At 70.2% G+C, this 25,149-nt stretch carries 24 protein-coding genes; 15 read left to right on the forward strand and 9 right to left on the reverse strand.

Features of this window, described 5'->3' with window-relative positions; all coding sequences use genetic code 11:
* Positions 1-3 precede the first annotated feature (3 nt).
* Both NIE111_RS20045 and NIE111_RS20050 read left to right on the forward strand, forming a co-directional pair.
* On the forward strand, positions 4-366 hold the full coding sequence (locus tag NIE111_RS20045) for an ArsR/SmtB family transcription factor (protein ID WP_238685828.1): 363 nt from the start codon (positions 4-6) through the stop codon (positions 364-366).
* Positions 363-866: an SRPBCC family protein gene (locus NIE111_RS20050; protein ID WP_238685829.1), complete on the forward strand. Its 504-nt coding sequence runs from the start codon at positions 363-365 to the stop codon at positions 864-866. Before NIE111_RS20045 ends, NIE111_RS20050 begins: the two co-directional genes overlap by 4 nt.
* Here NIE111_RS20050 and mug read toward each other — a convergent pair.
* Positions 863-1,432: a G/U mismatch-specific DNA glycosylase gene (gene mug / locus NIE111_RS20055; protein WP_238685830.1), complete on the reverse strand. Its 570-nt coding sequence runs from the start codon at positions 1,430-1,432 to the stop codon at positions 863-865. The two genes, NIE111_RS20050 and mug, sit on opposite strands and share 4 nt — an antisense overlap.
* Before the next feature lie 62 nt (positions 1,433-1,494).
* Between mug and NIE111_RS20060 the strand changes: the two genes are divergently transcribed.
* From NIE111_RS20060 to NIE111_RS20075, 4 genes are all read left to right on the forward strand, one after another.
* On the forward strand, positions 1,495-2,238 hold the full coding sequence (locus tag NIE111_RS20060) for an SAM-dependent methyltransferase (RefSeq protein WP_238685831.1): 744 nt from the start codon (positions 1,495-1,497) through the stop codon (positions 2,236-2,238).
* 60 nt (positions 2,239-2,298) lie between these two features.
* Positions 2,299-3,936 (forward strand): alpha/beta fold hydrolase, encoded by a 1,638-nt coding sequence (locus NIE111_RS20065; protein ID WP_238685832.1) that lies wholly within the window; start codon positions 2,299-2,301, stop codon positions 3,934-3,936.
* A gap of 404 nt (positions 3,937-4,340) precedes the next feature.
* On the forward strand, positions 4,341-5,528 hold the full coding sequence (locus tag NIE111_RS20070; RefSeq protein ID WP_372488376.1) for a ThuA domain-containing protein: 1,188 nt from the start codon (positions 4,341-4,343) through the stop codon (positions 5,526-5,528).
* Positions 5,529-5,615: 87 nt separating this feature from the next.
* Complete coding sequence (locus tag NIE111_RS20075; RefSeq protein ID WP_238685833.1) at positions 5,616-8,447, forward strand: PQQ-dependent sugar dehydrogenase; 2,832 nt, start codon at positions 5,616-5,618, stop codon at positions 8,445-8,447.
* A gap of 44 nt (positions 8,448-8,491) precedes the next feature.
* Here the strand turns inward: NIE111_RS20075 and NIE111_RS20080 are convergent, their stop codons facing one another.
* Positions 8,492-9,259, reverse strand: coding sequence for a helix-turn-helix domain-containing protein (locus NIE111_RS20080; protein WP_238685834.1), 768 nt, complete (start codon positions 9,257-9,259; stop codon positions 8,492-8,494).
* 81 nt (positions 9,260-9,340) lie between these two features.
* Between NIE111_RS20080 and NIE111_RS20085 the strand changes: the two genes are divergently transcribed.
* Positions 9,341-9,727, forward strand: coding sequence for a nuclear transport factor 2 family protein (locus NIE111_RS20085; RefSeq protein ID WP_238685835.1), 387 nt, complete (start codon positions 9,341-9,343; stop codon positions 9,725-9,727).
* On the opposite strand, the gene NIE111_RS20090 is transcribed toward NIE111_RS20085, so the two are convergent.
* Both NIE111_RS20090 and NIE111_RS20095 read right to left on the reverse strand, forming a co-directional pair.
* Positions 9,724-10,668: an acyltransferase domain-containing protein gene (locus NIE111_RS20090; protein ID WP_238685836.1), complete on the reverse strand. Its 945-nt coding sequence runs from the start codon at positions 10,666-10,668 to the stop codon at positions 9,724-9,726. The two genes, NIE111_RS20085 and NIE111_RS20090, sit on opposite strands and share 4 nt — an antisense overlap.
* 29 nt (positions 10,669-10,697) lie before the next feature.
* Positions 10,698-11,282 (reverse strand): hypothetical protein, encoded by a 585-nt coding sequence (locus NIE111_RS20095; RefSeq protein ID WP_238685837.1) that lies wholly within the window; start codon positions 11,280-11,282, stop codon positions 10,698-10,700.
* A 319-nt stretch (positions 11,283-11,601) separates the two neighbouring features.
* Here NIE111_RS20095 and NIE111_RS20100 point away from each other — a divergent pair, with 319 nt between their 5' ends.
* Positions 11,602-12,522, forward strand: coding sequence for an NAD-dependent epimerase/dehydratase family protein (locus tag NIE111_RS20100; RefSeq protein ID WP_238685838.1), 921 nt, complete (start codon positions 11,602-11,604; stop codon positions 12,520-12,522).
* Between the two features lie 102 nt (positions 12,523-12,624).
* Here NIE111_RS20100 and NIE111_RS20105 read toward each other — a convergent pair whose 3' ends face one another.
* A complete protein-coding gene (locus NIE111_RS20105; RefSeq protein ID WP_238685839.1) occupies positions 12,625-13,065 on the reverse strand; it encodes a VOC family protein in 441 nt (146 codons plus the stop codon).
* 236 nt (positions 13,066-13,301) lie between these two features.
* On the opposite strand from NIE111_RS20105, the gene NIE111_RS20110 reads away from it, so the two are divergent.
* Together NIE111_RS20110 and NIE111_RS20115 are read left to right on the forward strand one after the other, a co-directional pair.
* Positions 13,302-13,844, forward strand: coding sequence for a hypothetical protein (locus tag NIE111_RS20110; protein ID WP_238685840.1), 543 nt, complete (start codon positions 13,302-13,304; stop codon positions 13,842-13,844).
* A gap of 33 nt (positions 13,845-13,877) precedes the next feature.
* The gene (locus NIE111_RS20115) at positions 13,878-14,156 is read left to right on the forward strand and encodes a hypothetical protein (protein WP_238685841.1); all 279 of its coding nucleotides are present in this window, start codon (positions 13,878-13,880) and stop codon (positions 14,154-14,156) included.
* A 6-nt stretch (positions 14,157-14,162) separates the two neighbouring features.
* On the opposite strand, the gene NIE111_RS20120 is transcribed toward NIE111_RS20115, so the two are convergent.
* On the reverse strand, positions 14,163-14,915 hold the full coding sequence (locus tag NIE111_RS20120; RefSeq protein ID WP_238685842.1) for an MBL fold metallo-hydrolase: 753 nt from the start codon (positions 14,913-14,915) through the stop codon (positions 14,163-14,165).
* A gap of 333 nt (positions 14,916-15,248) precedes the next feature.
* Between NIE111_RS20120 and NIE111_RS20125 the strand changes: the two genes are divergently transcribed.
* Positions 15,249-15,743 (forward strand): hypothetical protein, encoded by a 495-nt coding sequence (locus NIE111_RS20125; protein ID WP_238685843.1) that lies wholly within the window; start codon positions 15,249-15,251, stop codon positions 15,741-15,743.
* Positions 15,744-15,813: 70 nt separating this feature from the next.
* On the opposite strand, the gene NIE111_RS20130 is transcribed toward NIE111_RS20125, so the two are convergent.
* Positions 15,814-16,026 carry a hypothetical protein gene (locus tag NIE111_RS20130; RefSeq protein ID WP_238685844.1) on the reverse strand — a complete coding sequence of 71 codons (213 nt, stop codon included), beginning with the start codon at positions 16,024-16,026 and terminating at the stop codon, positions 15,814-15,816.
* Between the two features lie 454 nt (positions 16,027-16,480).
* Between NIE111_RS20130 and NIE111_RS20135 the strand changes: the two genes are divergently transcribed.
* The gene (locus tag NIE111_RS20135) at positions 16,481-16,723 is read left to right on the forward strand and encodes a hypothetical protein (protein WP_238685845.1); all 243 of its coding nucleotides are present in this window, start codon (positions 16,481-16,483) and stop codon (positions 16,721-16,723) included.
* Here NIE111_RS20135 and metH read toward each other — a convergent pair.
* Positions 16,705-20,205 (reverse strand): methionine synthase, encoded by a 3,501-nt coding sequence (gene metH, locus NIE111_RS20140; RefSeq protein ID WP_274531421.1) that lies wholly within the window; start codon positions 20,203-20,205, stop codon positions 16,705-16,707. The two genes, NIE111_RS20135 and metH, sit on opposite strands and share 19 nt — an antisense overlap.
* 276 nt (positions 20,206-20,481) lie before the next feature.
* Between metH and NIE111_RS20145 the strand changes: the two genes are divergently transcribed.
* From NIE111_RS20145 to NIE111_RS20155, 3 genes are all read left to right on the forward strand, one after another.
* Positions 20,482-21,351 carry a PAC2 family protein gene (locus NIE111_RS20145; RefSeq protein ID WP_030332815.1) on the forward strand — a complete coding sequence of 290 codons (870 nt, stop codon included), beginning with the start codon at positions 20,482-20,484 and terminating at the stop codon, positions 21,349-21,351.
* Between the two features lie 123 nt (positions 21,352-21,474).
* Complete coding sequence (locus tag NIE111_RS20150; RefSeq protein ID WP_238685847.1) at positions 21,475-22,266, forward strand: GntR family transcriptional regulator; 792 nt, start codon at positions 21,475-21,477, stop codon at positions 22,264-22,266.
* Positions 22,267-22,647: 381 nt separating this feature from the next.
* On the forward strand, positions 22,648-23,766 hold the full coding sequence (locus NIE111_RS20155) for an alpha/beta hydrolase family protein (RefSeq protein WP_308193713.1): 1,119 nt from the start codon (positions 22,648-22,650) through the stop codon (positions 23,764-23,766).
* A gap of 138 nt (positions 23,767-23,904) precedes the next feature.
* Here the strand turns inward: NIE111_RS20155 and mshC are convergent, their stop codons facing one another.
* Positions 23,905-25,143 (reverse strand): cysteine--1-D-myo-inosityl 2-amino-2-deoxy-alpha-D-glucopyranoside ligase, encoded by a 1,239-nt coding sequence (gene mshC / locus NIE111_RS20160; RefSeq protein WP_238685849.1) that lies wholly within the window; start codon positions 25,141-25,143, stop codon positions 23,905-23,907.
* Between the last annotated feature and the right edge of the window lie 6 nt (positions 25,144-25,149).

Here is a 25,149-nt window from a genome sequence, read left to right on the forward strand (position 1 = left end):
GGGGTGGATGAGGTGGCCGTCGCGATCGCGGACCCGGTACGGCGGCACATCCTGACCATGTTGCGCGCCGAACCCCTCTCCGCCGGCGAGATCGCCAAGCGGTTCACGATCAGCCGACCCGCCATCAGCCGCCACCTGCGGGTGCTGCGCGACAGCGGGTTGGTCCGTGACGAGCTGGTCGGACGGCGGAGGATCTACCGGCTCGACCCGGGCCCGATCGCCCCGCTGCTCGACTGGCTCACCGGGCTCACCACAGTCGACAGGTGGGGCCGGCACCTCGACGCGTTGGAGACCGAGGTCTATCGCACCCGCCGAGAGCGCCGCAGCCGCGGCCCGGCGGAGCACCGAAGGGAGCACACGGCATGACCCGCACACCCGCCGGACGCCTGTTTCAGACCGACACCGGCCACGATCTCGTCCTCACCCGGACCTTCCGCGCTCCGGCGGCGGACGTCTGGGCCAGCCTGACCGAGCCGGAGCGTACGGCCCGCTGGTTCGGCCCGTGGGAGGGCGACGCCGGGCCCGGACGGACCATCCGGGTCCAGATGGCGTACGAGGAGCAGCAGCCCTGGTGCGAGATGCGCATCGACGCGTGCGAACCGCAGCAGCGCCTCGCCGTGTCGATGGTCGACGACTACGGCAGCTGGCTGCTGGAGCTGTCGCTGACCGAGACCGACGGCACCACCGAGCTGCGGTTCGTCCAGCACCTCACCAGCGTGGAGGGCATCGCCGAGGTCGGCGCCGGCTGGGAGTACTACCTGGACCTGCTCGTCGCCTCCCGGGACGGTTCGCCCCGCCCGGAGTTCGACGACTACCACCCGGCGATGCAGCCCTACTACCAGGGGCTGGTCGCCACGGCCGGCTAGGGATCGAGGGCCCGCCGCAGCTTGGCGAACTCGGCGGTCAACGCCGGCAGCGGGAAGTGCGCGTTCAGGCCGCTGGGGTTCGGCAGCACCCAGACCCGGGCCGGCCCCAGCCGGTCCGGTCGCGGGCCCAGCCCCGCGTGCGGTCGGGCGAAGGCGATCCGGTACGCGGTCACCCCGAGGATCGCCACCCAGCGCGGCCGGTATCGCTCGGCCTTCACCGCCAACCCGGTCACACCGGCCACCAGTTCCTCCGGGGTCAGCTCGGCGGCGCGGGCGGTGGCCCGGTTACTCAGGCTGGTGATGCCCAGGCCCTGCCGCAGCAGCTCGTCGCGTTCCCACGAGTGCAGCTGGCGGTCGGTGAACCCGGCTCCGTGCAGGGCTGGCCAGAATCGGCTGCCCCGGCGGGCGAACGGCTCCCCCACGGCGGCCGAGTAGAGGCCCGGGTTGTAGCCGCAGAACAGCACGCGCAGCCCGGGTCCGATGATGTCCGGCAGACCCCGGCCGGCCGCCGCCGCCACCTCCTGCGGGGTCGGCCGTCGCGCCGGCCCCGCACGCTCCGCGTCCATCCCACCGATCCTGCCGTAAGCCCCGGTGCCGGACCCGACACACGGCTTGGGACCCTCAACGGATGCAGTCAACCGACCACCTCGCCGCCAGCCGTTACTCGCGGATGCGCTGGAACACTCCGCTCTCGCCGGAGCACGCCGCGTTGCTGCTGCAACGGCTCGACGTCCGCCCCGGCGCGCGGGTGCTCGACCTCGGCTGCGGCTGGGGTGAGCTGCTGCTGCGGGCGGTCGCCGCCGGCGGTGTCTCCGGCCCGGTCGCGACGCGCGGCGTCGGCGTCGACACCGACGAGGCCGCGCTCGCCCGAGGACGGCGGCTGGCCGCGGGGCGGTCACTGAACCGGCACGTCGCCTTCGTGATGGGGGAAGCGGCGGCCTGGCAGGAGCCGGCCGACCGGGTTCTCTGCATCGGCTCGGCACACGCCTTCGGTGGCACCGAGGCCGCCCTCGACGCCCTCGGCGCAGTGGTCCGGCCCGGTGGGCGGCTGCTGTTCGGTGACGCGTACTGGGAGCGATCCCCCAGCACGGAGATCGCCGAGGTCTTCGGCCCGGAGGTGCCGACCCTTGCCGGGCTGGTCGAGGCCGCCCGCGAGCGGGGCTGGCGGTTGCTGCACCTGAGCACCGCCGACCAGCGGGAATGGGACGACTTCGAGTCCACCTGGCTCGCCGGCCGGCAGGAGTGGCTGCTGGCGTACCCGGAGGATCCCCGTGCGCCGGAGGTCCGCGCGGAACTCGACGACCGGTTGCGCCAGTACGTCGGCGGTTACCGGGGTGTCCTCGGCCTCGGTTACCTCGTCCTCGGCCGCTGACCGTCCGCAGTTGACGCCGCTGACCGTCCGCAGTTGACGCCGCTGGCTACGCTGCGCGTGGTGAGCGCCGGATCTCGTCTCGCCCTGCCCTGGCGGATCCTCGTCGTGGCCACCGCCGCCGTGCTGGTGTGGTTGTTCCTGGGCGTCCTGCTCGATCGTGACTACGACCGGCCCACCCATGCGATCGGGGCTGTCCTCACCACAGTTGTCGTCGTACCCCTGGTGGTCGTCGCCCGTCGCGTCCTGGACCGGCGGCCGTGGGCCGGCCTCGGGATGCCGTCGCTGCGCGCCGGCTGGCGGCGTCTGCTGTTCGGCATGGCCTGCTGGCTCGTGCCCGCCGCGGTGGGGTTCGCGCTCTGCCTCGGTCTCGGCTGGGTTGAGATCAGTGTCCGGACGTCCGTCGGGGACGTGCTGCGGGTGGCGGCGCTGCTGGTCGTGCTGGTCTTCCTGAAGGAGGCGCTGCCAGAGGAGCTGATCTTCCGCGGGTACCTGCAACACAACCTCGCCACCCGGCTGCCCGCCTGGCAGGCCGCCGTCGGGCAGGCGCTGCTGTTCACAGTGTTCGGGTTCCTCGTCGGGGCGGCGAGATCCGTCGACCGACTGGCGCTCTTCTTCGTCTTCGCGCTGCTGCTGGGCGCCTTCCGCGCCGCCACCGGCGACATCTGGGCCGGCATCGGCCTGCACGTCGCGTTCCAAACTGTCGCTCAGCTGTTCGGCGACGTCGGGGCGGTCTTCGACGTGGTCGGCGCGGACGTCCTGGGCGTGGTGGCCATGGGGGCCATCCCGTTCTCAGTCAGCTGGTTGGTCCTGCGACACCACTACCGGGACCGCCTGAACTGGCGCGCCCTGCACCCGAGCCGGTGCGTTGAAGGGCTGAAGCCTGGGCGTTTGGCCCACCGCCCCGACCGGCGTGGGGAAGAGTGGCGGGCGAGAGCTGTCGTCGACCAGCGAGCGACGGCACGGCGTCGTGCGGAGGTTCTTCGGATGAGCGACACGTCTTCGGCCACGCCCGCCCGCAACGTGGTCCTGGTCCACGGCGCGTACGCCGACGGCTCGTCCTGGTCCGACGTCATCCCGCTGCTACAGCGGGCCGGGCTGACGGTCACCGCGGTGCAGAACCCGCTGACCTCCCTGGCCGACGACGTCGCGGCCACCAACCGCGCCCTCGACCGCCAGGACGGCCCGACGGTGCTGGTGGGCCATTCCTGGGCCGGCACGATCATCAGCGAGGCCGGCAACCACCCGAGGGTCACCGCCCTGGTGTACGTGGCGGCCCGCGCGCCGGACGCCGGCGAGGACTACAACGCGCTCGCGGCGAAATATCCCACGCCGCCGGCGAACGCCGGCCTCGTGCACCACGACGGGTACGCGCAGCTCAGCGAGAGCGCCTTCCTGGCCGACTTCGCCGGTGGAATCGAGGAGGCCCGCGCCCGCGCCCTGTACGCGGTGCAGGGCCCGATCGCCAAGGACCTCTTCCAGGGCCGCACGACCACGGCCGCCTGGCGGGATCGGCAGTGCTTTTACTCGATCTCCACTCAGGACCGCACTACAGCGCCGGAGCTGGAGCGGTTTCTGGCCGATCGGATGAACGCCACGACCATCGAGGTCGAATCATCGCATCTGGCCATGGTCACGCACCCGGAGACGATCGCCGACCTCATCCTGATGGCGACCCGCGGCACCCGCAGTCCCGCGTAGGGCCGCAGCGGTCGGACGCGCGACGGCCAGCCGGCAGCGCCACGAGGTGCCCGGCGAGCCGTTCTCGATCTTCGTCGGCGGCCATACACCGACCATACGTCATACGTCTCACCTCAGCAGTGCCGTCGGCCGTGCGCGGGCGCGCTCGGCCCGAAGCGCCTGGGCTTGACGGGGCGTAGACATCGGAGGTTTACTGCGTCAACGATGCCAGTCGATGAATTCTGATCGTCCAATGTGGGTGGTCTCCGTCATCGGCTGGTTTCAGCAAGCCCACCCCCGCACCCCCACCATCCCGCACCACCTCAGCCGAGCATCGGCGGCCCGGCTTCCGCACCACCGCCATCGCGGCCCCGGCCTGCCCGTGTGCACAGCCTGAGGTCGACGCTCAGCAGAGGAGCAAGACCATGCGTTCCCGTCCCCGCCTGTTGGCACTCGTCACCGGCCTGGCCGTCATGCTGGCCAGCCTGGTCGCACTGCCGACCCCCGCCTCGGCGGCACCCCTGACCAAGGTCCTGGTGTTCAGCAAGACCGCCGGCTTCCGGCACTCGTCCATCCCCAACGGCATCGCCGCGATCCAGCAGCTCGGCTCGGCCAACGGCTTCACAGTGACCTCGACCGAGGACGCCGCCCAGTTCACCACCTCCAACCTGGCCCAGTACCAGGCGGTGGTCTTCATGTCGACCACCGGCGACGTCCTCAACGCCAGCCAGCAGAGCGCGTTCGAGTCGTACATCGCCGCCGGTGGTGGCTACGTCGGCGTGCACGCCGCAGCCGACACCGAGTACAGCTGGCCGTGGTACGGCTCGCTGGTCGGAGCATGGTTCGACTCGCACCCGGCGATCCAGAACGCCACGGTGAAGATCGAGGACCAGACCAACCCCTCGACCGCCCACCTCGGCACGACCTGGGTCCGCTCCGACGAGTGGTACAACTACCGCACCAACCCCCGGTCCAGCGCCCGGGTGCTGGCCAGCCTCGACGAGTCGTCCTACAGCGGCGGCAACATGAGCGGCGACCACCCGATCACCTGGTGCAAGGCGTACGGCGGCGGGCGTGCCTGGTACACGGGCCTCGGCCACACCGAGGCGTCGTACACCGACCCGAACTTCACCCGGATGCTGCTCGGCGGCCTCCAGGTCGCCGCGGGCTCCGTGACTGCCGACTGCTCGCCGCGCACCACGACCCCGCCTCCCACCGCCAGCGGCTCCACCCTGCGGGCCCGCGCCAACAACCAGTACGTCAGCTCCCCCAACGCCACCACCGCGCTGATCGCCAACAAGACCTCGGTGGGCACCACCGAGCGGTTCGACCTGGTGAATCTCGCCAACGGCAACGTGGCGCTGCGCGCCAAGGGCAACGGGCAGTTCGTCGCCGCCGAGAACGCCGGTGCCGCCGCGCTGATCGCCAACCGGGCCACCGCCGGCTCCTGGGAGACCTTCCAGCTGGTCCGCAACTCCGACGGCACGGTGAGCCTGCGGGCCACCGTGAACAACCGTTACGTCGCCGCTGACAACGGTGGTGGGTCCCCGCTGATCGCCAACCGGACCTCCATCGGTCAGTGGGAGAAGTTCGACCTGGTCACCACCAACTGACCTGGTCCCCCCGCTCGTCTCCACCACCCCACCTGGTCGTGGTGCGCCCCCGCGCGCCCGTCCACCGGTCGTCGAGAAAGGACGATCATGCTCTCGTACCCCCGGCGCTGGCCCCGGGCGCTCTTCGCGGCGGTCCTCACCGTCGCGAGCGCGGCCCTCGCTGTGGCTGCACCGTCCACCGCCCAGGCGGCGGTGATCCCCGCCTCCGACTATCAGCAGGTCAAGCTCGCCACCGGCTCGGGCGAACTCGGTGAGGCCATGTCCCTGGCCGTCCTGCCGAACCGCTCGGTGCTGCACACCGCTCGCAACGGTGTCCTGCGGGTGACCGACGTGGCCGGCAACACCAAGGTCTCCGGCACCCTGTCGGTCTACACCCACGACGAGGAGGGGTTGCAGGGCGTCGCCGTCGACCCCAACTTCGCCAGCAACCGGTGGATCTACCTGTACTACTCCCCCACGCTGAGCACCCCGTCCGGAGACGCCCCGACCACCGGCTCACAGTCCGACTGGGACCGGTGGAAGGGGCATCTGCGGTTGTCGCGGTTCACTCTCAACAGCGACGACACGCTCAACCTGGGCACCGAGAAGATCGTGCTTCAGGTCGCCAACGACCGTGGGCAGTGCTGCCACGTCGGCGGTGACCTGGACTTCGACGCCGCCGGCAACCTGTACCTGACCACCGGCGACGACACCAACCCGTTCGAGTCGTCCGGCTACGCGCCACTTGACGAACGGACCAACCGCAACCCGCAGTTCGACGCCCAACGCTCGGCGGGCAACACCAACGACCTGCGGGGCAAGGTGCTGCGGATCAAACCGCAGGCGGACGGCACGTACACGATCCCGTCGGGCAACATGTTCGCGCCCGGCACCTCGGGCACCCGCCCGGAGATCTACGCGATGGGTCTGCGCAACCCGTTCCGGATGAGCGTCGACAAGGCGACCGGTGTCGTCTACCTCGGGGACTACGGCCCCGACGCCGGGTCCACGAACTCGAGCCGTGGCCCCTCCGGTCAGGTCGAGTTCAACCGCATCGCGGCGCCCGGCAACTACGGCTGGCCGTACTGCACCGGCAGCAACACCAGCACGGAAACATACAATGAATACACCTTCCCGTCCGGGCCGTCGCAGTCCAAGTACAACTGCTCGGGTGGGCCGACCAACAACTCGTTCCGCAACACCGGGCTCGGCACGCTGCCTGCGGCGAAGCCGGCCTGGATCAAGTACGCGGGCGACTCCGGTTCACCGTCGGAGTTCGGCAGCGGCTCGGAGTCGCCGATGGGTGGGCCGGTCTACCGGTACGATGCCTCGCTCAACTCCAGCATCAAGTTCCCGGCCTCGCTGAACGGTCAGTTCTTCGCCGGTGAGTACGGCCGCCGCTGGATCAAGGCCATCGCTGTCAACTCCGACGGCTCGCGCGGGGAGATCTCCAACTTCCCGTGGACCGGCACCCAGGTCATGGACATGACCTTCGGCCCGGACGGCGCCCTGTACGTGCTGGACTACGGCACCGGCTCGAACAACCAGGCGCTCTTCCGGATCGAGTACATCGGTGGTGGCAACCGCAGCCCGATCGCGGTCGCCTCGGCGAACCCCACGTCGGGGGCCAACCCGTTGACCGTCAACTTCTCGTCGGCCGGCAGCTCCGACCCCGAGGGTGGCGCGCTCAGCTACCTGTGGACCTTCGGCGACGGCACCACGTCGACGGCGGCCAACCCCACCAAGACGTACACCACGAACGGCTCGTACAGCCCCACCCTGAAGGTCACCGACCCGACCGGCCTGTCCGGCACGGCGAGCCTGATCGTCACAGTGGGCAACACCGCACCCACGGTGTCCCTCACCGCGCCCACCGACGGCCAGCTGTTCACCTTCGGTGACACCGTGCCGTACCAGATCTCGGTGAGCGACCCGCAGGACGGCACCATCGACTGCTCCAAGGTGAGCCTGACGTACGCGCTGGGCCACGACAGCCACGCCCACCAGATCACCTCGAAGACCGGGTGCAGCGGCACGATCACCGTCCCGACCGACGGTGAGCACGACTCGGCGGCCAACATCTACGGGGTCTTCGACGCCGCGTACACCGACAACGGTGGGCTCACCACGCACAGCATCAAGACGCTGCAACCGAAACACCGTCAGGGTGAGCACTTCAGCGCCCAGTCCGGTGTCCAGGCCACCGACCACACCAATGCCGAGGGTGGCCGCACGGCCGGGTTCATCGAGAACAACGACTGGATCTCCTACCAGCCGTACAACCTGTCCAACGCGAACCGGTTCACCGCGCGGGTCTCGTCGGCCGGCGCCGGCGGCACCATCGAGGTTCGCGCAGGGTCGGCCACCGGGTCCCTGCTGGGCACCGCCACGGTGCCGGTGACCGGTAGCTGGGAGACGTTCGTCGACGTCTCCACCGCCATCAGCAACCCGCCGAGCGCGTCGACCACTCTGTACCTGGTCTTCAAGGGTGGCTCGGGCAACCTGTTCGACGTCGACGCGTTCACCTTCACCACCGGTACCAGCACCCCCAGCGGAGGGATCACGCTGCGGGCGCAGGTCAACAACCAGTACGTGTCGGCCGTCGGCACCAACCCGCTGATCGCCAACAAGGCGAGCGTCTCGACGTCCGAGCAGTTCGATCGGGTGGACGCCGGCAACGGCAACATCGCCCTGCGGTCGCGCGCCAACGGGCTGTACGTCTGCGCCGACAACGCCGGCGCCAATCCGTTGATCGCAAACCGCACGACGATCGGACCATGGGAGACGTTCCAGATCATCAACAACTCCGACGGGACTGTCGGTCTGCGGGCTCTGGCCAACAACCAGATCGTGGCCGCCGAGAACGCCGGGGCCGGATCACTGATCGCCAACCGGACGTCGGTCGGGTCCTGGGAGAGGTTCGTCCTGACCACCGGCTGACCAGCATGTGGTGGGCCCGGCCTGGGCGGTTACCAGGTCGGGCCCTACCGTGTGAAGTAGGCGGCGCTCTGCTGGTCCGCGGGGTAGTAGGACTCCACAGCGATCTCCTCGACGGTGATGTCCATCGGGGTGCCGAACGTGGTGATGGTCGAGAACAGCCGCAGCTCGCGTCCACCGATCCGCAGGATCATCGGGATCACCACGTCGGCGTCGACCCGTTCGTCCGGCGGCTCCTGGGGCAGCGGGCTCAGCAGTTCTTCGTAGAGCGCCGTGAGTTCCGGGTCGGGCGCGGCGGCGAGTTGGCGCGAGATCCGGCTGCGGAACACCGCCCGTACGTCGGCCAGGTTGACGACCAGAGGGGCGAGCCCGCGCGGGTGCAGGCCCAGCCGAACCAGGTTGACCGGTGGCCGCAACAGGTCGGGTGCCGCGTAGGCGAAGAACGGGTCGACCGCACGGTTGGTCAGCACGATGTTCCACCGGCGGTCGAAGACCAGCGCCGGATACGGCTCGTGCGCCCGGAGCACCCTGCGGACCGCGTCGAGGGCACCCGACAGGGCGGCGTCGTCGAGCGGGCGCTGCGCGTACCGGGGCGCGAATCCGGCGGCGAGCAACAGCTGGTTGCGATCACGCAGTGGCACGTGGAGCTGCTCGGCGAGCCGGAGGACCATGTCGGCGCTCGGCGTGGACTTGCCGGTCTCGACCAGGCTGACGTGCCGAGCCGAGACATCCGCGGCGATCGCCAGGTCGAGTTGGCTGAGCCCTCGACGCTTGCGCCACTGGCGCAGGAGTTCCCCGACCGCATACACGATCATGAGCCTACTCAACGTCGCCCGGGACGCCATGAAGTGCGATGTCATCGACAAGCGCACGAGGCCGGGGAAACACTTGCGGCCATGACCACCGAGAACAAGAGCATCGTCGGGCGTGCGTTGGCGGGGCTGGTCGACACCGGCGACGTCGACACGCTCGCGTCGTACCTGAGCGAGGACTTCACCCATCACCGGTCGGATTCGACGACCTCGACCAGGGCGCAGTGGCTCGCCGCGGTCCGCACCGCGCTGGGCCCGACCGCCGGCATGCGGGTCGACATCCTGCACCTACTGGCCGACGGTGACCACGTCGTGGTGCACTCGCGACGCCGACTCCCCGACGGCGGGCCGCAGATCGTGGTCGTCGACATCCTGCGGGTCGCCGACGGACTGATCGCGGAGGTGTGGGAAGTCATCGAACCGGCGGCCCACACCGCCGCCAACGGCGCCTGGTGGGACGCGGGTGCCTAGATCGGGAAGCGGCCGTGGCGCCAGTGCCAGTGGCCGCCGGCCCGGAGGTGGTCGGTGATCGCGCGTTGGAGCGCCGTGCGGCGCGGCAGCTCGTCGAGCGGCGTGGTCAGGGTCCGGAACCCGAACCGCAACACCTCGATGTCGGCGTCCGGCCCCGCCGACTCGTCGTAGGGCGCCAGCTCGAACCGGCGCTGGAACCGCACGATGTTGGAGTCCTCCGGAAGGTACTGCCGCAGTTGCGGGTCGAGCAGCCACGAGGCGCAGGAGAACGCGGTGTAGCGCTCGTCGGGGAAATGCCTGGGGAAGAACGCGCGGGCCTCGTCGAGGGACGCCTCGACCGCCTCCGGGGTCAACGGCCCCGAATCGGGGACGTGCAGGCCGATGGCGCCGTCGCCACGCTGGTGCTGTAGCCGGCCCAGCTCGTAGACGCTGCCGCGTGAGTGCAGCGTCAGCCAGCTCTGCATGATCGGCCAGCCCTCGCCGCGCATCCGCCGGTCGATGGCGAGGTTGCGGCCCAGGTCGGCCAGGGTCACCCAGGTCACGGCGTCGGGGATGCCGTGGGCGCTGTGGTACCCGCGCACCACGTCGACCAAAGCCAGGTACGCGTACACGTAGAGATGGCGCCAGGCAGGGCCTCGCTCTCGGGGCAGCTCCGGGCCGGGCGACAGCCAGTCGTGGCCCGCGAGGTCGGCGCGGACCAGGGCGGTCGAGCGGTCGAGCAGCCAGCGCAGCTCCGGAGTCCAGAGCGGGGAGTCGGGGTCGGGCCAGCCCGCCATGATCTCGGCGGCGTCGTCCGGCGGCACGGCGAGCTGGTCGAGGAGCGCGGGCGCGTCGGCCTTGGCTGGCAACGGAGCTGACGGCCCGTCACCGGCGAGCCGGTGCACGCGGTCGACCTCCTCGACGGGCACCCCGAGCCGGGCGGCGATGTCGTCCAGATCCACGCCGACGACCATACCGGCCGGCGGGCTTCTCAGGAGTCCGCCGGCACCCCGGCGTCGAGCTGCCCGATCATGGGCGCGAGGAGGTCGTTGAGCTCCCGGGCCACCACCGCCACGGCCCGGCGCGCTGCCGCGGCGACCTCGTCGTCCGGACCGTCGGGCGTTGGCGGCAGGTCGTCGAGCGGGACCGGCGCCTCCACCTGGAGCAACGCGCGCAGATGCGGGCGGCGCGTCTGGTCCTGCTCGGTGGGTGTGGTGAACTGGCCGAACATCTGGGGCCAGTTCTGCCAACCACGGTCGCGCTGCCACTGCTTGGTCCAGGTCAGCTCGGCCGGCCAGCGGGACGCCACTGTCACCTCGCAGACCAGGCTGCCGTCCCATGGGCTACGCGCGCAGGTCGCCGAGATGATCCGCCGGTGCCAGCGCACGAAGCCTGGCGACAGCTCGGTGGCCAGCCGCCAGGCGGTCACCGCGAACGCCACTGGCGCGAAGTCACCCCAGGTGTCGGCGAACTCGTCGATCCGACGAAACACCTCGGCCTCGTACCGGCCGCTCCCGTCGGTGCCGTGCTCACGGTCGAACTGCTCGTCCAGCCAGAAGGCGCGCGGTTCCGGCATCCTCATCCCCGTTTCACAGCGGCGGTGTTCCGTACCTCGAACCTAGGCCAACGTCGGGGTTGCCGACGCCATCCTCGCCCGTTGTCAACCTGCGCCGCGGCGAGGTAGCCGCAACCCGCTCAGCCGACGAAGACGCAGAAGGGGTGCCCGGCCAGGTCGGCGTACACGCGCAGAGGCTCGTCCGGGTCGTCGATGCGGTCGTACAGCAGCCGGCCGCCGAGGCGCAGCACGCGCTCATGCTGGACCAGCAACTCCTCGACGCCCTCGCCACAGCGGCAGCGGCTTGACAAAGGGCGGGTTCCAGAGTGGACGATGCACCGTGCGAATTCTTGTGGTGGGTGGCAGTGGCCTGATCGGCGCTCACGTCGCGGACGTGCTTCGGGAGCGTGGCCATGCCGCGACCACTGTGGCGCGAACCGCCCAGCCGGGCATCGACCATCTGCTCGATGTCGGGGCCGCCTCGATCGAGCAACTGCGGTCGTTGCTCGCCGGTCACGATGGCGTCGTGTACGCGACCCGCACCGAGGAGCAACGGCCGCTGCCCAAACCGATCTATCCCGAGTTCCGCCGCGACAACGTCGACCCGGTGGTACGCCTGTTCACCGCCGCCCGCCTCGAAGGTCTCACCCGGGGCGTCGTGATGGGCTCCTACTACACCTACTTCGACCGACTCCACCCGCAGTGGCGCCTCGCCGAACGGCACACGTACATCCGGTGCCGCCTGGAGCAGGCCCGGGAGGGGCGGGCGGCCGCTGGCGAGGGCCTGCCGGTCGCCGTACTCGAACTGCCCTTCGTCTTCGGTCGGGCCGGCGACCGACTGCCCAACTGGGCCGGTCCGCTGGACCGGTGGGCCCGCTCGCGTACCCCGCTGGTCGCCCCGACCGGCGGCAGCGCCGCGGCCTCCGCCCGCAGCGTGGCCGAGGTCGCGGTCGATGCCCTGGAGCAGGCCAGCGGCGCGGACATCCCGGTCGCCGACGAGAACCTCACCTGGCACGACATGATCGGGCGCATCGCCGACGCGGTGGGCCGACCCCGCCGGGTCGCGCGGATGCCGTCCGGCGCAGCGAAGGCCGCGCTGCGACTCGGCGGCTTGGCGCAGACCCTCGGCCGCAAGGAGTCGGGGGTGAACCCCAGCTACCTCGCCGACCTCCTGCTCGCCGACCTGTTCATCGAACCGACGAGCGGTCGACCGCTGGACCCGGCCCTACGCGAGACCTTCCCGCGCGACGCGGGGGCCTAGCGCGCCCCAAGATCCGCGCTACTTCAGGGATGTAGTGGCCTCCACCGCTCGCGAGGCCCCTACATCCCTGAAGTTGCGGGCGGGACGGGCCGGCGGCGGCCGTCAGCGGAGCTGTTCGGCCAGGCCGACGATGATTCCCTCGGGGCCGCGGACGTAGCAGAGCCGGTAGACGTCCTCATACCGCTCCAACTCCCCCACGAGTTCGGCGCCGTGGCCACGCAGCCGGGTGATCACGTCCTCGATGTCGTCGACGGCGAACATGATCCGCCGGATGCCCAGCGTGTTCGCCGGCGCGTTCTTCGGTTCCCCGCCGATCGCCGTCGGCCGGTGGAACATCGCCAACTCGACCTTGCCGTGGCCGTCCGGGGTCCGCAGCATCGCGACCTCCTGCCGGACGTCGTCGATCCCGATGACACGCTCCACCCACCGCCCCTCGACCGGTCCTCGCCCCTCCAACTCCATGCCGAGTTCGACGAAGAACGCGATGACCGCGTCGAGGTCCTCGACAACGATGAGGACGTTGTCCATCCGCTGGATCGCCATGCTGGATCTCCCTGCTCTGGTGCGGTCACGGTGACCGCATCCTCCCCGAGGACGGAGCCACCCGGCCGTTCTCGACATCCGGCGGACTGCCTTTTCGCGTGACGGGCCCGCTGCCATCCACCAGCGTCCGCACTTCGGCGGGCACGGTGACCGCGGCGCGGGCGTTGGTCGTCGCTGGTCGCCATTGGCTAGCCTCCGACGGCCCGGCGACGGGCCAGGGACGTGTAGGAGGCCGAATGTTCGAGGTGACGGGACCCGTCACGACTGATGCTGGCATGCAGGTGCTCTGGAACCCCGAGGGCTTCACCTCGATCGTCGACGACGACTCATGGGAACGCTCGTTGCTCAACGACGATGACATCCTCCAGCACGTCCTGGCCGGCGTGCTCGTGCCGATCAACCTGGGGGACTCGGCGTTCCAGTTCGTGGTCCGTGTCGGCGACTCCCAGCAGGCTGCGGACCTGACAGAGCGCGAGCAAGATCGTCTCGTCGTCGCATCGGAGCCGTACCTCATCACCTCAGCCGGGTCGCTCTACCTGAGCGGACTGGAAGGCGTCTCCGCAATCCCGGACGAAAAGGCCCTACACGTGGCCGCGCCCGCCGGCCGTTACGCGGTGACGGTCAACCTCATCGACTGGGAGAGCGAGCCGGAGTCGCGGGCACCGACTGGGGACCCCTCACCATGCGCGTTGCCGGATTTCGTCCTCCTGTTGACCGCGCCCACGTGGCCGGAGCCGGCCTTCCGTCAAAGCTTGCAGACGCTTCCTCCACCGCCCTAGCGTCGGCCGCACGGCGGCTGGAAGGTGGAGCAGGTGAGGCTGAAGAACGAGTCGGCGGCAGGGCTCGCCGAGGCGCGCCTGGCTGAGTGGCGACGCGTCAACTACGGCGACTGGCGCGCGATGCTCGATGACAAGGATGCACGCCACGCCACCGGCGATGACGGCAGGCGGTACCGCGTGGTTAGCTACGCCCTTGACGACGGCGATGGGCGCATCCGCATGTCAGTCGCCGTGGATGACGGGACCTGGTCGGCCTTCGTACCGCTGGTGCGAGACGAGATCATGAATCCGGACGGCACGTTCGTCGAGTGAGGGAGATCAGCTGTCTGGTGCCCCAAGCATCAGGGTGAGCCCTTCCTCAGCCGCCAGTACGGCACCGTCGAACTCCACCTGCGCGGCGGCCACCGCGCCTGCCCGGTCGTTACCTGGCCAGAAGTGGGTGAGCATCAGGCGGCGGGCACCCGCGCGGCGAGCCCACAGACCGGCTTCGGTGGAGGTCATGAGGTTACGGGTGGGACGGCTGGTCTCGCCGTCGTGGTCCGTCGCCTCGACGATGAACAGGTCGGCGCCACGGCCCAGTTCGGCCAACGCGGGAGTCGGCCCCGTGTCCCCGGAATAGGCCAGGGCAATCCCGTCGGCCTGGAGCCGGATGCCGGCGTTGGGCACGAAGTGCGGCAGGGACAGCCCGGTGAGGTCGAACGGCCCGACCCGGTAGCTGCCCGGTAGTGGGTGCAGGTCGAAGACCGCGTGCAGGTCGACATCGGGCTCCACGCCGCTGAGCCGGTCGAGCACGCCGGGCGGGCAGAACAACCGCAGCCGTGGTCCCCCAGACTGACCGTAGAACCGCATCCTGAACAGACCATGCAGGTCGACGCAGTGATCCGGGTGCTCGTGGGTGATGACGACAGCGTCCACCGCACCGTCGGGCCAGTGCCTGAGCAACCGCGGCAGTGTGGCGTAGCCCAGGTCAAGCACTACGCGGAAGCCATCCCAGTCCACCGCGAAGCCGCTACAGGCGCGACCTGGCCCGGGAAAGGCACCGGAACTGCCGAGCACTGTGACCTGTCGCATCCATCCAGCGTGTCATCTGTGAGCGTTGGCGTCGGCGCAGCAGCACGGCCGTCACCAGGTAGCCAACGCCAAGCAGCGCTGCCAGCACGGCAGAAGCCCCCCAGGATGAACCCCTGCTTGGGTGTCTTCGCTGTCGGCCACCACGGGCTACCGACCGGTCCCACGTACTCAATCCTGCCCCTGCCACGGAGGCCTGGCAACGGCATCGTCCTTGGCCCTTGTCGCCCCCTGCTGAATGGGCATGCATCGGGCACCCGATGGCTTCGGTGGCTGCTCGCGGCCTCGGGCTGCGCTCCACTCGTCCGCGTTGCGACGCGTTGACACGATGACGTCATGGTGCCAAGCCCAGACGCGAGGCCGGACGAGACTCAGATCTCCGAACAGGTGCTCACGGCAACCTATGCGGTCGTCGCAGCTCGCCGGACCGCTTTCGACACAATGACGTGGCAGGTACCCGCCCTGGCCACCGCGGCTCAGGCGTTCCTTCTGACGCTCGCGCTCGGTCCGGAGACGGCGCGTCCGGCCCAAGCGGTGGCGGCCACCCTGGCTGCCGCCTTGACCGGCCTGTCCGCCCAACTCATGATCAAGTACCGGCGCCTGGAGTTGTCCGACAGCCGGCTGTTGGAGCGGATCGAGCAACAGCTGGGCTTGGACCAGATGCTTGGGCTGCCACCGCACTCGGCTGTACGCGAGCGTCTCGGAGACAACCAACCCTGGTGGGTTCGGCTATCGTCGTTCCGGCTGTGGCTGCTTGGGGTTGCGGCGTTCAGCATGGCCGACGTGGTGATAGCGATCGACGCGCTGGCGGGGCTTGAGCTTTTCCGCTAAGTCCGCAGCCGTTGCTGGCAGTCGCGTCCTCCGTCGTCCGCTGGTTGAGCGGGCCGCGCTGTGCGAATGATCAGTCCCGGTCCCAGTCCGTCGAAGCGCTGAGCACGAGCGGGATGGTGTCGACCAACTCTTGCGGTCCTTCGATCTGCCACGCACGTACGCAGCAGCCGCAGCCCGTCTCCGCGATCGACGTCAACGACCCGCGATATCGCGCGATCCAACTCTCGGCGTCGGCCACCTCATGAGGGATGTCCACGCGAGCCATCATGCTGAATCGAGACATGACGAGACCGTAGCGGGAACGCACCCACTGCCCATCCGTCAGAGCACAGCGACCTGTCAGATGTTCATCGATGCGGCCAGCCCTGACAATCGACTTCAAGACAGGCCCTGAGTCCCGGCTCCCGCGGCTACCACTGCCGACGCCATTCGAGGGCACCCCGATACGCCACGGCCGGGACGTCTCCACGCTGGACGTACAGCACCTCATCCTCAATCCACCAGACGTCGCCGGCACGAAGGAAGACGGGAGATGCCAACGTCAGGGCAACGCGACAGCCGTCGGAACTCCCGGGCAAGCCCTCCAGGGCGTCCACCAACTCCGCCCTGCCTGCCTTGACGGCCTCGGTCTTCACACGACCATCTTGCCGGTGCCCGGGTAGCCCGACGACCCCTTGACCCCGGGCAACAACCACGACGCTTGACGCCCGGCGGCGTCATTCCTAGCTTTGTCGCTCATGAGCTGGACCACCGTCGGCGACGTGCTCCTGATCTCAGCCGAGGCGCTCGACGCGCGCATCGTCGGGACCACACCCCAGCACGTGCTCGTGGACTGGCCATGGTGGGAGCCCGACCTTGGCTCAACCCATGCGGACCAGGCCACCGGGCACAGCTCGGAGGCAGCTGACGGCCTGGTCCGGGCCGCCGACGGCCTGAGGTGCAGCTCGGGGGCCTGCCGCCGTTACTTGGCGTTGAAGTAGTTGGCCTCCGGGTGGTGGACCACTATCGCGTCGGTGGCCTGCTCCGGCATGAGCTGGAACTCCTCGGACAGCTCGACCCCAATCCGGTCCGCGCCGAGCAGATCCATGATCTTCGCCCGGTCTTCCAGGTCGGGGCAGGCCGGGTAGCCGAACGCGTACCGGCAACCCCGGTAGTCGTTGTGCAGGATGCCGGCCAGGTCCGCCGGGTCGTCGTGCCCCAGCGGACGACCGTCGGGCAGGGTCATCTCGGCGCGGATGCGCTGGTGCCAGTATTCGGCCAGGGCCTCGGTGAGCTGCACGGAGAGACCGTGCACCTCCAGGTAGTCGCGGTATTCGTTGCGGGCGAACAGCTTCGCCGCGTACTCGCTGACCGGTTGGCCGACGGTGACCAGTTGCAACGCGACGACATCGAGCTGGTCGCCCTGGGGCCTGAAGAAGTCCGCCAGGCAGAGCCGCCGCTCCTGCCGTTGCCGGGGGAAGGAGAACCGGGCGCGCTCGGCGTGCCCGTTCTCGTCGAGCACCACCAGGTCGTTGCCTTCGGAGTACGCGGGGAAGTAGCCGTACACCACGGCTGCCTCAAGGACCTGGTCGGCGATCAGCCGGTCCAGCCAGTACCGCAGCCGCGGTCGGCCCTCGGTTTCGACCAGCTCCTCGTAGGAGGGTCCGCTGCCGCCCCGGACGCCGCGCAGCCCCCACTGCCCGGAGAAGGTGGCCCGCTCGTCGAGCAGCGCCGCGTAGTCGGCCATCGGCACGCCCTTGACGACCCGGGTGCCGAAGAACGGCGGGGTGGGCACCGACACGTCGGCGGCCACGTCGGAGCGGACCGACGAGTCGTGCAGCTCCGGCAGCGACGTGGAGACCATCGAGCGCTGCCGTTCCCGGCGCGCCCGCCGGGCCGCGAGAGCCGCCTCCCGCTCCGGGTCGATCACCGGGGCGCCACCGCGCTTGGCGGTCATCACCTTGTCCATCAGGGACAGACCCTCGAACGCGTCCCGCGCGTAGTGCACCTGCCCGGGGAACGTCGACCGCAGGTCGTCCTCGACGTACGCGCGGGTCAGCGCCGCCCCACCCAGCAGGACCGGCCAGCGCTCGGCGACCCCGCGCGTGGCCATCTCGGCCAGGTTCTCCTTCATGATGACAGTGCTCTTGACCAGCAGCCCGGACATGCCGATCGCGTCGGCGCGGTGCTGCTCGGCGGCGTCCAGGATGGCGCTGATCGGCTGCTTGATGCCGATGTTCACCACCTCGTAGCCGTTGTTGGACAGAATGATGTCGACAAGGTTCTTGCCGATGTCGTGTACGTCGCCGCGCACTGTGGCGAGCACGATGCGGCCCTTGCCGCCGTCCTCGATGGTCTCCATGTGCGGCTCGAGGTAGGCCACCGCGGTCTTCATCACCTCGGCGGACTGGAGCACGAACGGCAGCTGCATCTGGCCGGAGCCGAACAGCTCGCCGACCACCTTCATACCGTCCAGCAGGATGTCGTTGATGATCGACAGTGGGGACCGGCCGCCGGCCATCGCCTCGTCGAGGTCGGCCTCCAGGCCGTTGCGCTCACCGTCGATGATCCGCCGCTTGAGCCGCTCGTCCAACGGCAGCGCGGCCAACTCCTGTGCCCGGCTGGCTCGGGCGCTGGTCACGTCGACGCCCTCGAAGAGCTCCAGGAAGCGCTGCAACGGGTCATAGCCCTCGCGGCGCCGGTCGTAGACCATGTCCAGGGCGACCTCGCGCTGCTCGTCGGGAATCTTCGCCATCGGCAGGATCTTGCTGGCGTGCACGATCGCGGAGGTCAGGCCGGCCTGCACGCACTCGTGCAGGAACACCGAGTTGAGCACCTGCCGGGCCGCCGGGTTGAGCCCGAAGGAGATGTTCGAGATGCCGAGGGTGAAGTTGATCCCTGGGTAACGCCGGGCGATTTCCCGGATCGCCTCGATGGTCTCCAGGCCGTCGCGGCGGGTCTCCTCCTGCCCGGTGGCGATCGGGAAGGTCAGCGTGTCGATCAGGATGTCGGACAGGTCCATCCCCCACCGGCCGGTCAGGTCGTCGATGGTGCGCGAGGCGATGCGGACCTTGTCCGCCGCGGTGCGCGCCTGCCCTTCCTCGTCGATGCACATCACGACTACTGCGGCACCGTGCTCCCGGATCACCGGCATCACCCGCCCGTACCGGGACTCGGGGCCGTCGCCATCCTCGAAGTTCACCGAGTTGACCACGCACCGGCCACCGAGCATCTCCAGCCCGGCCTCGATCACCGCCGGCTCGGTGGAGTCCAACATGATCGGCAGGGTCGACGCGGTGGCGAACCGGCCGGCCAACTCGCGCATGTCCTGCGTGCCGTCGCGGCCGACGTAGTCCACACACAGGTCGAGCAGGTGCGAGCCGTCGCGCGCCTGACTGCGGGCGATCTCCACACAGGCCCGCCAGTCGCCGGCGAGCATCGCCTCCCGGAACGCCTTCGAGCCGTTGGCGTTGGTCCGCTCCCCCACCATCAGCACCGACGCGTCCTGGGCGAACGGCACCGGGTGGTAGACCGAGGAGACGCCCGCCTCGTGCCGGGGTTCGCGGGCCGGGGCGGTGACGCCGTGCAGCCGCTCGGACAGCACCCGGATGTGTTCCGGGGTGGTGCCGCAGCAGCCGCCGACCAGCCCCACGCCGTACTCGGTGATGAACCGCTCCAGGGCCTCGGCCAGCTCCACGGGAGTCAGCGGGAAGTACGCCCCGTCGGCGGTCAGCACCGGCAGGCCGGCGTTCGGCATCACCGACAGCGGGATGCGGGAGTGCTGCGACAGGTAGCGCAGGTGCTCGCTCATCTCGGCCGGGCCGGTCGAGCAGTTGAGCCCGATCAGGTCCACGCCGAGCGGCTCGATCGCGGCGAGGGCCGCCCCGATCTCGCTGCCGACCAGCATGGTGCCGGTGGTCTCCACCGCCACGTGACAGATGATCGGCACCGACTGGCCCAGCTCGGCCATGGCCCGCTTCGACCCGACTACTGCCGCCTTGACCTGGAGCAGGTCCTGGCAGGTCTCGATGATCAGCGCGTCCGCGCCGCCGACGATCAGACCCGCGGCGTTCTCCTGGTAGGCGTCGCGCAGGGTCGAGTAGGCGGCGTGCCCGAGGGTGGGCAGCTTCGTGCCCGGCCCGATCGAGCCGAGCACGAACCGGGGCCGCTCCGGGGTGCTGGCCGCGTCGGCGGCCTCCCGGGCGATCCGGGCGCCCGCCTCGGACAACTCGCGGATGCGGTGCGGGATGTCGTACTCGGCGAGGTTGGCGAGGTTGGCCCCGAAGGTGTTGGTCTCGACGCAGTCGGCACCGACGGCCAGGTAGGCGTCGTGCACCCCGCGCACCACGTCCGGGCGGGTGACGTTGAGGATCTCGTTGCACCCCTCCAGCCCGTCGAAGTCGTCGAGCGTGAGGTCCGCGGCCTGAAGCATCGTGCCCATCGCCCCGTCGGCGATGAGAATGCGATCAGCCAGCACATCCATCAATGAAGTCCGCACCCGTTCAGGTTAGTGCGATTCGGCCGGACTCCACGACTCTCCTCGAGCGATCCCCTATTGTGTCACGGGGATCACCCTGTCTGGTTCGTTCGGGTATGACCTGCTGCCGGAGCGGCCGACCGGCGCGGCCGACGGGCCGCACCCTCGCCCTGCACGTAGGCTGACGGACGTGAAGGACAACAGGGACGCCGCCGTGCCACACGGTATGACGACCGGGCGCGGTCCCGGCGCCAGCCGCGACGAGCAGGGTGAGGTGACGGCGTGACCGAGTTCGACGGACTGCCGGTGCTGCGGTCCCCGGTGGCGATCGCCGCGTTCGAGGGCTGGAATGACGCCGCCGACGCGTCCACCGCCGCGGTCGAGCACCTCGAGCAGGTCTGGAACGCCCGGCAGATCGCCGAGCTGGATCCGGAGGACTTCTACGACTTCCAGGTCAGCCGACCCACCATCACCATGGCCGACGGCGAGACCCGGCGGGTGGAGTGGCCGACGACCCGGTTCATGGTGGCCAGCCCGGAGGGCACCGACCGTGACGTGGTGCTGATCCGCGGGATCGAGCCGAGCATGCGCTGGCGGACGTTCTGCGAGCAGGTGCTGGAGATCTGCCACAGCCTGGAGGTGGAACGGGTGGTGCTGCTCGGCGCGTTGCTGGCCGACGTTCCGTACACCCGGCCGCTGCCGATCAGCGGCAGCGCCTCCGACGCGCAGGCCGCGGAGCGCTACCAGCTCACCCCCACCCGCTACGACGGGCCGACCGGCATCGTCGGCGTGCTGCACGACGCCTGCACCCGCGCCGAGGTGGACGCCGTCTCGTTCTGGGTGCACGTGCCGCACTACGCCAACAACCCGCCCTGCCCGAAGGCCACCCTCGCCCTGCTGCACCGGGTCGAGGAGGTCGTCGACCTGCCGGTGCCGATGGCCGACCTGGCCGAGGAGTCCGCCGAGTGGGAGCAGCGGGTCCGCAGCGCCGCCGAGCAGGACGCCGAGCTGGGCGAGTACGTCCGCGAGCTGGAGGAACGGGTCGGCGACGAGGGGATCACCCCGTTGACCGGTGACGAGATCGCCCAGGAGTTCGAGAAGTACCTGCGCCGCCGAGGCGGTTCGGCCGGTCCCACCGCCGGTTCCTGGTAGCACTGTTTCGCTGCGGGCCTTCGGACCTTTTCTGGTCCGGGGGCCCGTTTTCGCGTGTCCGGGGTGGCGCCGTCACACTCGCTGGGGCATCCTAGGAACCTAGATGTGATCAAGGAGGCGGGTGTGCAGATCAATCCCGGGGCCGCCGAGTTCCCGCACCGACAGATCGCCGCGCAGCTCAAGGCCCAGGTTCGCCGTGGGGACTGGGGGCCGGGCGAGCGGCTGCCGTCCATCCCGGCCATCGCCGAGATGTTCGGCGTCGCCAAGCAGACAGTGCAACGCGCCGTCGACCAGCTGCGGGTCGAGGGCATCCTGATCACCAAGCCCGGCTCCGGTACGTACGTCCGCGGCACCCGCCGCCGCCTCAACCGCCTCTCCCGAGGCCGGTACGGCGGCTTCCGCGGCTACCACACCGACCTGGCCGCCCGATACCGTCAACAGCTCGTCTCCGTGGGGCACGCCCCCGCCCCCGCCGAGGTGGCCGACGCCTTCGGCGTGTCCGACGGCACCAACCTGCTCTGCCGGCGGCACCTCGTCCGCACCGACGACTCCCCCGTCGAGGTGGGCGCCTCCTGGTTCCTGCCCCGCGACGCCGCCGGCACCTCGCTGGAGCGCACCGAGGCGTTCGGCCGGCCGCTCTACCAGGAGGCCGAGGAAGCGACCGGACGACGGTACGTCTCGGCCACCGACACGATCAGCGCCCGCCAACCGAGCCGGGAGGAGGCCGAAACCCTCCAGATCCGGCCGGACACACCGGTGCTGCACCTGCTGCACGTCGCGTACGACGCGCACCGCAAGCCGATCGAGGTGTCCCAGGCGACCTGGCCCGGCCCCATGACCACCCTCACCGAGGAGTACAAGATCCCCGGCCCGACCCCCGACCCGGAACCCGACCCCGGCCTGGTCCTGGGCTAGCCCCCGCCCCGGCCCGGCCCGGCCCGGCCCTGCCCTGCCCTGCCAGGCCCCGCCCCGCCCCGCCCCGCCCGGCGATCTTGCGCTTTCGGTCGTACTTATCTCCGTTTTTGCGCCTTTCGCTGGGACAGAAACTGCAAGATCGCTGGGCGACGGGCGGGCCAGGGCGACCCCTGCGAATTCTCCGATGTCGAAGCGCGCCACCACCGTTGCATCTATACACTCGATATATATACTGCGGGTATATCGATGGTCGGGCGGCCCGGTTCCGGCGTCGAGCAACCCACTGGAGGATCAATGCCAACCGTGAGACCTGTTGGCGCACGGGGGATCACGCGCCGTGGCCTTGTCGGAGCCGCGTTGGCGGTCGGGGCCGGTGTACCGATGGGCATCGCCGGCCGCGCCCGGGCGGCAGCGGCCCGTTCAGGCCCGGTCCGGCTCACTCTCCCCCGGCCGACCGGGCCGTACCGCGTGGGTGTGGTGCCGCTGCATCTGGTCGACCGGTCGAGGCCGGAACCGCTGGCCGGGCCGGGGCGGTATCGGGAACTGATGGTCAGCGTCTGGTATCCCGCCCGGAACGAGCGGCGCTACCCGCGCTCCGAGTGGATGACCGCCGCCTCGATGCGCATGCTGCTGGAATCCGCCGGCTTCGACCCCCACGCCGCGCTGGCGCCGTTGACGGCCGGGCACGAGGGCGCCCCGGTGCGGCATCCGGGCCGGCGGTTGCCGGTGGTGCTGTACTCGCACGGCGCGGGCAGCCACCGTTCGGACACCACCATCGTGGTGCAGGAACTCGCCAGCCACGGGTACGCGGTGGTCACCGTGGACCACACGTACGACGGGTTCGGCGAATTCCCCGACGGCCGAGTCACCATCCAGGAGGAAGACGTCGATTCGACCCCGTGGACCTACACCCGGGACGTCCGATTCGTCCTCGATCAGATCTCCGACCTCGCCGCCGGGGGCAACCCCGACGTCGACCAAGCGCTGCTGCCGACCGGGCTGGGCGCCGCCCTCGACCTGAGCCGGATCGGCATGTTCGGCTGGTCGAAGGGCGGCACCGCGACGGCCCTGACAATGGGCACCGACCGACGGGTCCGGGCGGGGCTGAGCCTGGACGCCCCGATGCTGTCGCAGCCGATGCCCTCCGCCGACCTGTACCGGCCGTTCATGCTGATGACGGCGGAGTTCACCCGGGCAGCGGAGCCGGCCGTCGCCGAGTTCTTCACGCACCTACGCGGATGGCGACTCAACATCCAGGCCGCCGAAGCGGTCCACTCGTCCTACGGCGACAACCAGTGGCTCGTGCCGCAACTGGCAAAGCTCATCGGCATGAGCGACGAGGATCTCGTCGGTTGGGTCGGCACGCTCGACCCCGCCCGCGCGGTCCGCATCGGGCAGGCGTACCCGCTGGCGTTCTTCGACCTGCACCTGAGGCACCGGGGCGGCCACCTACTGAACGGCCCGAGCAGGTCCTTTCCCGAGGTGGCGTTCATTCCCTGACCCGATCGAGGGCGCGCCCGGGCCGAGCCTTTTGATCGACTCGGCTTCCTGGAAGTCGGGGTATCGCAGGGCTCCGGACACCGCGACTTCCTGGAAACCGAGTCGGTCAACGGCGCACGGCACGCCGCCCGTGGGCTGTCAGAGGCGGATGCCCAGGAGGGCGTCGACAGTGTTCGCGAAGAGGGCGGGCGCTTCGGGGTCGTCGGTGGCACCCGCGAGGGTCGCCTCGGCCCAGCGGTCGGCTACGGCCAGGGCTCCGGGGGTGTCCAGGTCGTCGGCCAGGCGTGCGCGTACCTCGGCCAGCAGCTCAGCCCCGGACGGCCCGGCGGGCGCGGCGGCGGCCCGCCGCCAACGGTCCAGGCGCTCGTGTGCGGCGGTGAGCAGGTCGTCGGTCCAGGTGCGGTCGCTGCGGTAGTGCCCGGAGATCAGCGCCAGCCGGACCGCCATCGGGTCGACCTTGTCGGCGCGCAGCCGGGACACGAAGACCAGGTTGCCGCGGGACTTGGACATCTTCTCGCCGTCCAGACCGATCATGCCGGCGTGGACGTAGTGCTCGGCGAACGGCGCCTGGCCGGTGAGCCGCTCGGCGTGCGCGGCGGAGGCCTCGTGGTGCGGGAACAGCAGGTCGTTACCGCCGCCCTGGACGTCGATCCGGTCGCCGAGCAGGTTGAGCGCGATCACCGCGCACTCGATGTGCCAGCCGGGTCGGCCCGGGCCCAGCTCGCCGCCCGGCCAGGACGGCTCGCCCTCGCGGGCGCCGCGCCACAGCAGCGGGTCCAGTGGGTCGCGCTTGCCGGCCCGGTCGGGGTCACCGCCGCGCTCGGGGAAGATCTCCAGCATCTGCTCGCGGGTCAGGTTCGACTCGTAGCCGAAGCGGGGCGTGGCGGAGATGTCGAAGTAGACGTCGCCGGTGCCGTCGTCGAGCCGGTACGCGGCGCCGTCCTTGAGGAGCACCTCGACCTTGTCGGCGATGTCCGGGATCGACTCGACAGCGCCCACGTAGTGCGCCGGCGGGATGATCCGCAGCGCCTCCATGTCCTCCCGGAACAGCGCCGTCTCGCGCATCGCCAGGACCACCCAGTCCTCGCCGTCGCGGGCGGCCCGCTCCAGCAGCGGGTCGTCGATGTCGGTGACGTTCTGCACGTAGCGCACCGGGCGGCCGGCGTCGCGCCACATCCGCTGCACCAGGTCGAACGTGATCATGGTGGCGGCGTGGCCGAGGTGGGTCGCGTCGTACGGGGTGATGCCGCAGACGTACATGCTGCCCGCGTCGGCCGGCTCACTCGGGTGGACGCCCTGCCGCGCCGAGTCGTACAACGCCAGTGGCTCGCCCCTGCCCGGCAGCCGTGGCACCTCGTGTCCCGCCCAAGACTCCATGGGATC

Origin of the sequence: Micromonospora hortensis (assembly GCF_022230935.1) — a bacterium.
Classification (GTDB): Bacteria; Actinomycetota; Actinomycetes; order Mycobacteriales; family Micromonosporaceae; genus Micromonospora; species Micromonospora hortensis.

Coding starts and splice junctions, on each gene's coding strand:
- NIE111_RS20135 (WP_238685845.1), top strand. CDS start 16,481: ATGAGCTGGACCACCGTCGGCGACGTGCTCCTGATCTCAGCCGAGGCG.
- NIE111_RS20120 (WP_238685842.1), bottom strand. CDS start 14,915: ATGCGACAGGTCACAGTGCTCGGCAGTTCCGGTGCCTTTCCCGGGCCA.
- NIE111_RS20070 (WP_372488376.1), top strand. CDS start 4,341: ATGCGTTCCCGTCCCCGCCTGTTGGCACTCGTCACCGGCCTGGCCGTC.
- NIE111_RS20105 (WP_238685839.1), bottom strand. CDS start 13,065: ATGGCGATCCAGCGGATGGACAACGTCCTCATCGTTGTCGAGGACCTC.
- NIE111_RS20075 (WP_238685833.1), top strand. CDS start 5,616: ATGCTCTCGTACCCCCGGCGCTGGCCCCGGGCGCTCTTCGCGGCGGTC.
- NIE111_RS20060 (WP_238685831.1), top strand. CDS start 1,495: ATGCAGTCAACCGACCACCTCGCCGCCAGCCGTTACTCGCGGATGCGC.
- NIE111_RS20095 (WP_238685837.1), bottom strand. CDS start 11,282: ATGCCGGAACCGCGCGCCTTCTGGCTGGACGAGCAGTTCGACCGTGAG.
- NIE111_RS20080 (WP_238685834.1), bottom strand. CDS start 9,259: ATGATCGTGTATGCGGTCGGGGAACTCCTGCGCCAGTGGCGCAAGCGT.
- NIE111_RS20125 (WP_238685843.1), top strand. CDS start 15,249: ATGGTGCCAAGCCCAGACGCGAGGCCGGACGAGACTCAGATCTCCGAA.
- NIE111_RS20050 (WP_238685829.1), top strand. CDS start 363: ATGACCCGCACACCCGCCGGACGCCTGTTTCAGACCGACACCGGCCAC.
- NIE111_RS20155 (WP_308193713.1), top strand. CDS start 22,648: ATGGGCATCGCCGGCCGCGCCCGGGCGGCAGCGGCCCGTTCAGGCCCG.
- NIE111_RS20130 (WP_238685844.1), bottom strand. CDS start 16,026: ATGTCTCGATTCAGCATGATGGCTCGCGTGGACATCCCTCATGAGGTG.
- metH (WP_274531421.1), bottom strand. CDS start 20,205: ATGGATGTGCTGGCTGATCGCATTCTCATCGCCGACGGGGCGATGGGC.
- mshC (WP_238685849.1), bottom strand. CDS start 25,143: ATGGAGTCTTGGGCGGGACACGAGGTGCCACGGCTGCCGGGCAGGGGC.
- NIE111_RS20110 (WP_238685840.1), top strand. CDS start 13,302: ATGTTCGAGGTGACGGGACCCGTCACGACTGATGCTGGCATGCAGGTG.
- NIE111_RS20085 (WP_238685835.1), top strand. CDS start 9,341: ATGACCACCGAGAACAAGAGCATCGTCGGGCGTGCGTTGGCGGGGCTG.
- mug (WP_238685830.1), bottom strand. CDS start 1,432: ATGGACGCGGAGCGTGCGGGGCCGGCGCGACGGCCGACCCCGCAGGAG.